This is a genomic window from Mycobacterium sp. MUNTM1, from assembly GCF_054660795.1.
The window spans coordinates 49,672-60,555 of record NZ_BAAGDE010000038.1 but is presented as its reverse complement, the minus strand read 5'-3'; the positions used below and the strand labels follow the sequence as shown (position 1 = coordinate 60,555).

Annotated in this window: 10 protein-coding genes; 6 read left to right on the top strand and 4 right to left on the bottom strand. The window is 69.9% G+C overall.

The annotated features are described in order from the left end of the window. Positions 1 to 91 precede the first annotated feature (91 nt). From modA to ACYQ8K_RS20420, 6 genes are all read left to right on the top strand, one after another. Complete coding sequence (gene modA / locus ACYQ8K_RS20445) at positions 92 to 871, top strand: molybdate ABC transporter substrate-binding protein (RefSeq protein ID WP_459971829.1); 780 nt, start codon at positions 92 to 94, stop codon at positions 869 to 871. Positions 872 to 877: 6 nt separating this feature from the next. Next, complete coding sequence (locus ACYQ8K_RS20440; protein WP_459971827.1) at positions 878 to 1,672, top strand: ABC transporter permease; 795 nt, start codon at positions 878 to 880, stop codon at positions 1,670 to 1,672. Next, positions 1,669 to 2,772: a sulfate/molybdate ABC transporter ATP-binding protein gene (locus ACYQ8K_RS20435; RefSeq protein WP_459971825.1), complete on the top strand. Its 1,104-nt coding sequence runs from the start codon at positions 1,669 to 1,671 to the stop codon at positions 2,770 to 2,772. The genes ACYQ8K_RS20440 and ACYQ8K_RS20435 overlap by 4 nt, the downstream gene beginning before the upstream one ends. A 122-nt stretch (positions 2,773 to 2,894) precedes the next feature. Further along, on the top strand, positions 2,895 to 3,947 hold the full coding sequence (locus ACYQ8K_RS20430) for an alanine and proline-rich secreted protein Apa (protein ID WP_459971823.1): 1,053 nt from the start codon (positions 2,895 to 2,897) through the stop codon (positions 3,945 to 3,947). Positions 3,948 to 4,093: 146 nt separating this feature from the next. After that, positions 4,094 to 4,393, top strand: coding sequence for a GlsB/YeaQ/YmgE family stress response membrane protein (locus ACYQ8K_RS20425; RefSeq protein WP_459971822.1), 300 nt, complete (start codon positions 4,094 to 4,096; stop codon positions 4,391 to 4,393). Between the two features lie 47 nt (positions 4,394 to 4,440). Beyond that, positions 4,441 to 5,469, top strand: a complete 1,029-nt coding sequence (locus tag ACYQ8K_RS20420; RefSeq protein WP_459971820.1) for a zinc-binding alcohol dehydrogenase family protein — start codon at positions 4,441 to 4,443, stop codon at positions 5,467 to 5,469. Positions 5,470 to 5,476: 7 nt separating this feature from the next. Here ACYQ8K_RS20420 and ACYQ8K_RS20415 read toward each other — a convergent pair whose 3' ends face one another. From ACYQ8K_RS20415 to ACYQ8K_RS20400, 4 genes are all read right to left on the bottom strand, one after another. Beyond that, positions 5,477 to 6,238 (bottom strand): CPBP family intramembrane glutamic endopeptidase, encoded by a 762-nt coding sequence (locus ACYQ8K_RS20415; RefSeq protein WP_459971818.1) that lies wholly within the window; start codon positions 6,236 to 6,238, stop codon positions 5,477 to 5,479. A 119-nt stretch (positions 6,239 to 6,357) separates the two neighbouring features. Next, on the bottom strand, positions 6,358 to 8,751 hold the full coding sequence (locus ACYQ8K_RS20410) for a phosphoketolase family protein (RefSeq protein ID WP_459971816.1): 2,394 nt from the start codon (positions 8,749 to 8,751) through the stop codon (positions 6,358 to 6,360). Positions 8,752 to 8,795: 44 nt separating this feature from the next. Beyond that, a complete protein-coding gene (locus ACYQ8K_RS20405; protein WP_459971814.1) occupies positions 8,796 to 9,656 on the bottom strand; it encodes an SDR family oxidoreductase in 861 nt (286 codons plus the stop codon). Positions 9,657 to 9,762: 106 nt separating this feature from the next. After that, positions 9,763 to 10,680 carry an undecaprenyl-diphosphate phosphatase gene (locus tag ACYQ8K_RS20400; RefSeq protein WP_459971811.1) on the bottom strand — a complete coding sequence of 306 codons (918 nt, stop codon included), beginning with the start codon at positions 10,678 to 10,680 and terminating at the stop codon, positions 9,763 to 9,765. Positions 10,681 to 10,884 lie beyond the last annotated feature (204 nt).

Sequence of the window (10,884 nt, the reverse complement as noted above, 5' to 3'; positions counted from 1 at the left end):
CCATCGACCCCACACCGGCATCGGCGGAAAAACACCCATCGACCGCCTACGCGTTCACAACCTGCCAGTGAAGAACAGCTAGGGTGCATCCATGCGTCGGATCGGGATCCTGGCCGCTGTGGTTTCGACCGTGCTGGTGGCGGGCCCGATCGGGTGCGGCTCGAAGTCGCCGTCTTCGCCGACCTCGTCGACATCCGGCGGCAAGGTCATGGTGTTCGCCGCGGCGTCGCTCAAGCCGTCGTTCACCCAGATCGGCCAGCGGTTCAAGGACCAGAACCCCGGCGTCGGCGTCGACTTCGAGTTCGCCGGCTCCTCCGACCTGGCGACCCAGCTGACGCAGGGCGCGACGGCCGACGTGTTCGCCTCGGCCGACACCGCCCAGATGGACACCGTCAGCAAGGCCGGCCTGCTGAGCGGCAACCCGACGAACTTCGCGTCCAACACCCTGGTCATCGTCACCGCGCCGGGCAACCCGAAAAAGATCGGCTCCTTCGCCGACCTGGCCAGGCCCGGCCTCAACGTGGTGACCTGCCAGCAGCCGGTGCCGTGCGGGGCGGCGACCCACCGCGTCGAGGACAGCACCGGGGTGCGACTCAACCCGGTCAGCGAAGAACTGAGCGTGACGGACGCCCTCAATAAGGTCACCAGCGGCCAGGCCGACGCCGCCCTGGTCTACGTCACCGACGCCAAGGTCGCCGGCGGCAAGGTCACCACGGTGAACTTCCCGGAGGCCGCCGGCGCGGTGAACGTCTATCCCATCGGCGTGCTGAAGAAGGCGCCGCTCGCCGCGCAGGCGCAGAAGTTCGTCGACCTGGTGACCTCGCCGACCGGGCAGCAGATCCTGGCCCAGGCCGGCTTCGCGAAACCCTGACGCGCCATGCACGGGCCGACGGATCTGCCCCGCTGGGTGTATGTCCCCGCGGCGGTGGGCACCGCCTTCGTGGTGCTGCCGTTGCTGGCCATCGCGGTCAAGGTCGACTGGCCGCATTTCGGGTCGCTGATCAGCAGCCGGTCGTCGCGGACGGCGTTGTTGCTGAGCCTGAAGACCGCCGCCGCCAGCACGGTGCTGTGCCTGGCGTTGGGGGTGCCGATGGCGCTGGTGCTGGCGCGCAGCACCGCACGCGCGATCCGGTTGCTGCGGCCGCTGATCCTGCTGCCGCTGGTGCTGCCGCCGGTGGTGGGCGGAATCGCGTTGCTCTACGCCTTCGGCCGGCTCGGACTGCTCGGCCGGTATCTGGAAGCCGCCGGCGTTAGCATCGCGTTCAGCACCACCGCCGTGGTGCTGGCCCAGACTTTCGTATCGCTGCCGTTTCTGGTGATCTCGCTGGAGGGCGCCGCGCGCACCGCCGGCGCCGACTTCGAGCTGGTGGCCGCGACGCTGGGGGCGCGCCCGAGCGTGGTCTGGTGGCGCGTCACCCTGCCGCTGCTGTTGCCGGGCCTGGTGTCGGGCGCGGTGCTGGCCTTCGCCCGCTCGCTGGGCGAATTCGGCGCGACGCTGACGTTCGCGGGATCCCGGCAGGGGGTGACGCGCACGCTGCCGCTGGAGATCTATCTGCAACGGGTGACCGACGCCGATGCCGCTGTGGCGCTGTCGATTCTGTTGGTGGTGGTGGCGGCCCTGGTGGTCCTGGGCCTCGGCACGCGGCGGCTGACCGGCACCGGGCAAGCATGAGCGAACTGCAGCTGCGCGCGGCCGTCGCGGATCGGCATGTGGACGTGGAATTCTCGGTGTCCGCGGGTGAGGTGCTCGCGGTGCTCGGCCCCAACGGCGCGGGCAAATCGACCGTCCTGCATGTCATCGCGGGGCTTCTTCGCCCGGACGACGGCGTGGTGCGGCTGGGCGAGCGGGTCCTGACCGACACCGCCTCCGGGATAAATGTGGCGACGCACGACCGCCGGGTTGGGCTGCTGCTACAGGACGCGTTGCTGTTCCCGCACATGAGCGTTGCGGCCAACGTCGCTTTCGGACCGCACAGTCGGCGCGCGAGGTGGCGTCCGGCCCGCGCCGCCCAGGCGGCGACCGCGCTGCGCTGGCTGCGCGAGGTGGATGCCGAACGCTTCGCCGACCGGAAACCGCGACAGCTGTCCGGCGGGCAGGCGCAACGCGTCGCGATCGCCCGCGCGCTGGCTGCCGAACCCGACGTGTTGCTGCTCGACGAACCGCTGGCCGGGCTCGACGTCGCCGCGGCCGCGGCGATCCGGGCGGTGTTGCGCAAGGTCATCACCCGCATCGGCTGCGCGGCGATTCTGGTCACCCACGACCTGCTGGACGTGTTCACCCTCGCCGATCGCGTCCTGGTGCTGGAATCCGGCACGGTCGCCGAAATCGGCCCGGTGCCAGAGGTTCTGACCGCACCCCGCAGTCACTTCGCGGCCCGCATCGCGGGCATCAACCTGGTGAACGGGGCCGTCGACCGCGACGGTTCGCTGCGCGCGGCGTCCGGCGACCGCTGGCATGCCGCACCGCCGGAGAGCGGCGAAGCGTTCTCGCCGGACCAGCATGCGATCGCGGTGTTCCCGCCGACGGCGGTCGCCGTCTACCGCGATCGCCCGCACGGCAGCCCCCGCAACACCGTTGAGGTCACGGTGGCCGAGATGGACGTTCGCGGGGCGGCCGTGTGGGTGCGCGCCGCGCAGCAACCCGACGGTGCCCCGGGCCTCGCCGCGGAGATCACCGTCGACGCCGCGTCCGAACTGCAATTGGCGCCCGGCGACCGCGTGTGGTTCTCGGTCAAAGCCCACGAGGTGGCGCTGTATCCGGCGGCGCGGTGAGCCGGCGGGCGCGCGGCGCGATGCCCCCAGAACATTGCACATTGGCAACATCGGTAGATCCGCACCGCATTAGTCCGCAATGCATCCTTGCGTCACAGCGGTAACACGGTAGGTTCGTCGCCATGGAGCAGGTGGATCCGACCTCGACCCGTCGCAAAGGACTGTGGACGACGCTGGCGATCACCACGGTGACCGGTGCCAGCGCAGTCGCCATCGCGTTGCCGGCGACTTCCAGCGCCGATCCCGAGGTGCCGACCCCGGTCCCGCCGACTACGGCCACGGCCCCGCCCGGGGCGCCGGCGACCAACGCGCCGCCGGCGGCCCAGGCGCCGAATGGGCAACCGGCACCGGGTGATCCCAACGCCGTCCCGCCGCCCGCCAACCCGAACGGGGCACCGCCGCCGCCCGTCGACCCGAATGCGCCGCCACCACCCCCGGCTGACCCGAACGCCGGGCGGATCACCAACGCGGTCGGGGGATTCAGCTACGTCCTGCCCGCGGGCTGGGTGGAGTCGGACGCGTCGCATCTCGATTACGGCTCGGCGCTGCTGAGCAAGGTCACCGGCCCACCGCCGATGCCCGACCAGCCACCAGCGGTCGCCAACGACACCCGCATCGTGATGGGCCGCCTAGACCAAAAGCTTTACGCCAGCGCGGAAGCCAACAACGCCAAGGCCGCGGTGCGGCTGGGCTCGGACATGGGTGAGTTCTTCATGCCCTATCCCGGCACCCGGATCAACCAGGACGCCACCCCGCTCAACGGGAGCAACGGAAGCACCGGCAGCGCGTCGTACTACGAAGTCAAGTTCAGCGACGCGTCCAAGCCGAACGGCCAGATCTGGACGGGCGTCATCGGTTCCGCCAACGGTGGGACCGCCCAACGCTGGTTCGTGGTGTGGCTCGGAACCTCGAACGACCCGGTGGACCGCGGCGCGGCCAAGGCGCTGACCGAGTCGATCCAGGCGTGGACGCCGCCCGCGGGACCGCCGGCGGCTCCGGGAGCCCCCGCGGCGCCGGGAGCGCCGGGAACAGCGACGGCCCCCGGTGCGCCTGCGCCGGCGCCCGCTGCTCCGGCGGCGCCCGGGGCACCCGCGCCGGTTCCCGGCGGAGCGCCGGCCTCCTCCGAGGTCAGCCCCCCGCCCATACCCACACCGCAGCAGACGTTCTCGGCCTGATCGCGCCGCTCGACGGCCCGTTCACAGCCGAAACCGACTGGTCAACCGTCTCCGATTCGGCGCTCATTTCGTGACCCAAACTGGGTATACCGAAATGACGGCCCAGCAAATAGCTGGGCTTTGCCAGCGATTGCAAGGAGACTTCCATGGACGTCATTGCTGCTACCGAATATCTGGCCCGCTCGTCGACGCTGACCAGCGTCGGCTGGATCGGCTACATCATCATCGGCGGTCTGGCGGGCGCGATCGCCAGCCGGATCATCCGCGGCAGCGGGGCCGGCATCCTGATGGACATCGTCATCGGAATTGTCGGCGCGCTGATCGGCGGCTTCATCCTGAGCTTCTTCGTCAACACCGCGGGTGGCGGCATCATCTTCACCTTCTTCACCGCCCTGCTCGGAGCCCTGCTCCTGCTCTGGGTCGTCGGCATGGTGCGCAGGACGTAATCGGCTGAACCCGTTGCGGCCGTGGTGGTTAGCGGCATGATGGATTGATGCTTCCACCGGTGACCACCACGGCAATGCGCGCTTGGCGGGTGCGCCGGCCCGGGCCGATGAACACCGGCCCGCTGGAGCAGGTCACCGCACAGGTGCCACAACCCGGGCCCGCCGAACTGCTGGTGGCGGTGCGCGCCTGCGGCGTCTGCCGCACCGACCTGCACGTCACCGAAGGCGACTTACCCGTGCATCGCGAGCGGGTCACTCCCGGTCACGAGGTGGTCGGCGAGGTCATCAAGATGGGTGAGCAGGCCGGCGACGAATTCCGGGTGGGGGACCGGGTGGGCATCGCCTGGCTGCGCCACACCTGCGGCGTGTGCACCTACTGCCGTCGCGGCGACGAAAACCTGTGCCCCGACTCCCGCTATACCGGCTGGGACGCCGACGGCGGCTACGCCGAATTCGCCACGGTCCCTGCCGCTTTCGCCCACCCGCTGCCGAGTGGCTACAGCGACAGCGAGCTGGCCCCCTTGCTGTGTGCGGGCATCATCGGCTACCGCTCGCTGCAGCGCGCCGAGCTGCCGCCGGGTGGCCGCCTGGGCCTCTACGGCTTCGGCGGCAGCGCGCACATCACCGCCCAGGTGGCGCTGGCGCAGGGCGCCGAGGTGCACGTGATGACCCGCGGATCCCAGGCTCAGCAACTGGCGTTGGAGCTCGGCGCGGCGTCGGCACAGGGTGCGGCCGACCCGCCCCCGGTGCCGCTGGACGCCGCGATTCTGTTTGCCCCGGTGGGCGAACTGGTGCTGCCCGCACTGGAAGCCCTGGACCGCGGCGGCACCTTGTCCATCGCCGGGATTCACCTGTCCGACATCCCGACCCTGAACTACCAGCGTCACCTGTTCCAGGAACGCCAGGTCCGGTCGGTCACGTCGAACACCCGGGCGGACGCCCGGGCCTTCCTGGACTTCGCGGGTAAGCACCACATCCAGGTGACGACGCCGGAATATTCGCTCGGGCAAGCGGATCGGGCGCTGGCCGACCTGAGCGCGGGGCGCATCGCCGGGGCGGCGGTGCTGCTGGTCTGATCCGGCGTCAGGTGGACAGGTGCCACACCAGCGCGGCGGCCAGCGCGCCGAGCCCGTTCAACGACCAGTGCAACGCGATGGGGGCGATCAGGCTGCCGCTGCGCCGGCGCAGCCAGCTGAACACGAAACCGGCGGCCCCGGTCGCAAGGACAGCGCCGGTCACCCCGGCCATCATGCCCACGATTCCGCCACCGAAAAGCCGGGTGAAGCCGACGTTGCTGCTGGTCAAGCCGAAGGACGTCGCGACGTGCCACAGCCCGAACAACAGCGAACCCGCGAGCGCCACGCCGCGAAAGCCCCAGGCCCGATTGAGCGTGCCGTGCAGGACGCCCCGGAATGCCAGTTCCTCGGGGATGACGGTCTGTAGCGGGATGACGACCATCGAGGCGATCATCGCCCCGGAGATCGTGGCGTAGCGGTTGTTCATGAACAGCGGCCGAGTCTCCGGCAGCAGCACGCCCAGCGCGATCACCGACGCGACGACGGTCACGGCCGCCAGCGCGTAACCCATGCCGGGCTTCCAGTGCTCGCGGCCCAGGCCGAGATCCGCCCAGCCCAGGCCCCGCCAGCGCATCAATATGACCAGCCCCACGGCCGCGGCCGGGACGGTGGCGATGCTCGCCCACGGGGTGGTGAAGTGCGCGATCAGGTTGGTCAGCACCAGCACCACGACGACGACGGCGATGTCGAGATGGATCCGGAATCGGTGCAGCGCCGAGAGCTGGGACACCGCGGGATGGAGATCGGCTGTCCCGGTGGCGTCAAGCATCCGACCAGTTTACCGGCGCCCGACGGTCCGGCGCCCGACGGCCCGACAGTCCGACGAGATTGCCATCACGGTCGTTATGCGCGCTTGAGCACAGCCATCACGGCAATCTCAGCGTCAGGTCACTCAGCCGTCCAGGTCCAGCCGGCGATCTTCGGGTCGTCCTCGCCGTGCTCGCGGGTGTACATCCGCGCCGCGAGGCGGGCGTCGACCATCCGCTGCCGCAGCATGGCGGCCCGACTGGCCAGTCCGTCCACCCGATCGATGACGTCCATGACCAGGTGGAAGCGGTCCAGATCGTTGAGCATCACCATGTCGAACGGCGTCGTCGTGGTGCCGCGCTCCTTGAAGCCGCGTACGTGCAGGTGGGCGTGGTTGGTGCGGCTGTAGGTGAGCCGGTGGATCAGCCAGGGATACCCGTGGTAGGCGAAGATGACCGGTTTGTCGCGGGTGAACAGCGCGTCGAACTCGCGGTCTGGCAGGCCGTGCGGGTGCTCGGAGTCCGGCTGCAGCCGCATCAGGTCGACGACGTTGATCACCCGGACGCCCAGCTCCGGCAGCTCGCGGCGCAGGATGTCTGCGGCGGCCAGCGTCTCCAGCGTGGGGATGTCGCCGGCGCAGGCCAGCACCACGTCGGGCTCCTCGGTGGCCGTGCTCGCCCACGGCCAGATGCCCAGGCCCCGGGTGCAGTGCGCGATCGCGGCGTCCATGTCGAGGTAGGCCAGCGCGGGCTGCTTGCCGGCGACGATGACGTTGATGTAGTCGCGGCTGCGCAGGCAGTGATCGGCGACCGAGAGCAGCGTGTTGCCGTCCGGCGGCAGGTAGACGCGGGTCAGCTCCGGTCGCTTGTTGGCGACGAGGTCGATGAAGCCCGGGTCCTGGTGGGACGCGCCGTTGTGGTCCTGGCGCCACACGTGCGAGCTGAGCAAATAGTTGAGCGACGCGATCGGCCGGCGCCACGGCAATTCCCGGCTGGTGGCAAGCCATTTCGCGTGCTGATTGAGCATCGAGTCGACGATGTGTACGAAGGCTTCGTAGCAGTTGAACAGCCCGTGCCGCCCGGTCAACAGGTAGCCCTCCAGCCAGCCCTGGCACAGGTGCTCGGAGAGCACCTCCATCACCCGGCCGTCGGGGGCGAGGTGTTCGTCCTCGGGCTCGACCTGGGAAAGCCACACCTTGTCGGTCGACCCGTAGACCGCGTCGAGCCGATTGGAGGCCGTCTCGTCGGGCCCCATCAGGCGGAAGCGGTCCCGGTTGCGGGCGATCACGTCGCGCAGGAACGCGCCCAACACGCGGGTGGCCTCGTGTGTGGCCGCCGCGGGCCGCTCGACGGCCACCGCGTAGTCGCGGAAGTCCGGCAGATCCAGGTCGTGCAGCAACAACCCGCCGTTGGCGTGCGGGTTGGCACTCATCCGGCGGCCCCCTTGGGGTGCCAGCGCCCGCAATTCGTCACGCAGCCTGCCGCTGTCGTCGAATAGCTGCTCGGGCGCGTAGCTGCGCAACCAGTCCTCCAGCTGGGCGCGGTGCTCGGGATTGGTGTGCGTCTCGGACAGCGGCACCTGATGCGAGCGCCAGGTGCCCTCGACCTTCTTGCCGTCCACCACCTTGGGCCCGGTCCAACCCTTGGGCGTGCGCAGCACGATCATCGGCCACACCGGTCGCTGCGCCTGCCCGCCGCCGCGGGCCGCGCTCTGGATGGCCGCGATGTCGTCGAAGGCGTCGTCGAGCGCGGCGGCCAGTTGCCGGTGCACGTCGGCCGGGTCCTGGTCTTCATGCGCGGCGACCGTGATCGGCCGGTAGCCGTAGCCGCGCAACAACGACTCCAGCTCGTCGTGCGGGATGCGGGCCAGCACCGTCGGGTTGGCGATCTTGTAGCCGTTGAGCGCCAGGATGGGCAGCACGGCGCCGTCGGTCACCGGGTTGAGGAACTTGTTGGAGTGCCAGCTGGCGGCCAGCGGCCCGGTTTCGGCCTCGCCGTCGCCGACGACGCAGGCCACCACCAGGTACGGGTTGTCCAGGGCCGCGCCGTAGGCGTGCACCAGCGCGTAGCCGAGTTCACCGCCCTCGTGGATGGAACCCGGCGTCTGCGCCGCGACGTGGCTGGGGATGCCGCCGGGGAAGGAGAACTGACGGAACAGCTTGCGCAGCCCCTCGGCGTCCTCCTCGATGCCGGTGTACACCTCGCTGTAGGTGCCTTCCAGGTAGGCGTTGGCGACCAGGCCGGGGCCGCCGTGACCCGGCCCGGTCACGTAGATGACGTCCGCGTCGCGGTTGCGGATGATCCGGTTCAGGTGGGCGTAGACCAGGTTGAGCCCGGGCGTCGTGCCCCAGTGCCCCAGCAACCGCGGTTTGACGTGCTCGGTGGTCAGCGGCTCGGTGAGCAGCGGGTTGTCCAGGAGGTAGATCTGCCCGACGGACAAATAGTTGGCGGCGCGCCAATACTTGTCGAGCAGAGCGAGTTCGTCGTCGGAGAGCGGAGTTTCGGTGGGCGCGGAGGTTCGGGTTTCTAGGCTCACCCGCCCGATTGTCCGCGCCTTCGGTGAAGAATGCTCGCGCGCGATCACTCTTCGCCGCGGGCGCGGGCCTCGTACGCCCGGCGCCTGGCGACGTCGACGTCGTCGGTGAAGACGTGATCGCCGCCCAGCATCCGGTTGAGCCCCTCGGCGATTCGGCGCGGCCAGAACCTCTGGGACACCACCATGGCGCCGGCCGCCTTGGTGATCCGCACTCGCGGCTTGGGGTGGGCCACCAGGTTGACGATCGCGTCAGCGATCTCGGCGGGTTCGGCGTTGCGGAAGCCCTTCATGCCGGGAGTCCCGGCGACCAGCTCGGTGTTGACGAACGTCGGCAAGACCAGCGAGAACTTCACGCCGGCGTCGTGGTACTCCAGCCGGGCCGAGTCGGTGAATCCGATCACCGCGTGCTTACTGGCGCAGTAGGTGGACAGCCCGACGATGTTGAGCTCACCGGCCAGCGAGGCGACGTTGATGACGTGCCCCTTGCCGCGCGGCGCCATGCGCTGGGCCGCCAGCTTGCTGCCGACGATGACGCCGTAGACGTTGATGTCGAGGATCCGGCGGGTGACGGCGTCCGGCTCGTCGACGATCTTGCCGACGGGCATGATGCCGGCGTTGTTGATCAGCACGTCGATCGGGCCGAGCTGGCGCTCGACCTCGTCCAGGAAATCGGCGAACGAGTGCGGATCGGTGACGTCGAGCTTGCCGTAGACGTCGAGTCCCAGGTCGGCGCCCGACTCCTTCACCCGCACCTCGTCGACGTCGCCGATGGCGACCTTGGCGCCCAGACCGTGCAGCGCGGTGGCGGTGGCCAGCCCGATGCCCCGGGCGCCTCCGGTGATCACGACGACCTTGCCTTTCAGCCGGCCGCCACCCTTCAGGCCGATCGACGCCGTATCTGCCATTCCGGCCCCCTCCAGTTTCTTGACGGGTGTCAACTCAACAACGGGCTAAGCACAGCACTCGAAGTCGCCCCGCGCAACAATCCCCGGTGACCGGCGGCTTGACGGGTCAGCTCAGGGCGAACCAGACCAGGCTGGCGCCGCCGGCCAGGGCGCAGTAGATCGCGAACGGCGTCAGCGTGCGGGTCTCGAAATACCGCGTCAGGAAACGCACGGCGAGATAGGCGCAGACGAATGAGGCGACGCTGCCGGCCAGCACCTGGCCGCCGATGCCCGCGCCGAGGGGGCCGAAGAGTTCCGGGATCTTGTACACGCCCGCGGCCAGGATGATCGGGGTCGCGAGCAAAAAGGAGAACCGGGCGGCGTCTTCGTGCGACAGGCCCCGCCACAGTCCGGCCACGATGGTGATTCCCGAGCGGCTGATGCCGGGTAGCAGCGCGAGGATCTGCGCCGCACCGATCACCACGCCGCGGGGCAGCGGGAGTTGGGCCAGCCGGTGATCGGAGGCCTCGTCGCCGTGTGCGAGCTCCCCGCCGGCCAGCGCGGCCTCATCCGGTGCGGGCGCGACGCGCCGGCGCAGCACCTCGCCCACATACAGTGCGATGCCGTTGACCAACAGGAAGCCCGCCGCGGGGACGGGCTTGCCGAGCGTGGTGCGGAACAGCTGTTCCAGCAAGAGCCCGGCCAGGCCCACCGGGATGGTGCCCGCCACGATCAGCCAGGCGAGCCGTTCGTCGGGCGTCTGGATCCGCCGATGCCGCAGCGAGGTGAAGAACCCAGTCAGGATGCGCACCCAGTCGCGCCAGAAGAAGACCAGCAGCGCGGCGGCGGTGGCCACATGCAGGCCCACGATGAACGCGAGGTACGGCGATTTGGGGGCGGACACGCTGAGGTCCTGGGCCCATCGCCCGCCGACCAGTGCCGGTACCAGCACCGCGTGCCCCAGGCTGGACACCGGGAACAGCTCGGTGACGCCTTGGAACGCGCCGACCACCACCGCCTCCACGTAGCTCAGGTGCGCGGTCATAGTGATGCCTCCATGCGACGACGGACAGGGCCGGGCGGATCGGCCTGTGACGATAGCCGACGCCGACGTTCGGGGAGAACCTTGCGCCGGTGCCGCCGGCGCGCCCGCCGAATCAGCTTGCCCGCCCGGCACTTTGGCCGCCGCGGTGGCCGGCCTGCGTCGACAACGCCCGCCGCGCAACGGCCTGACCAGGCAGGTACGGTG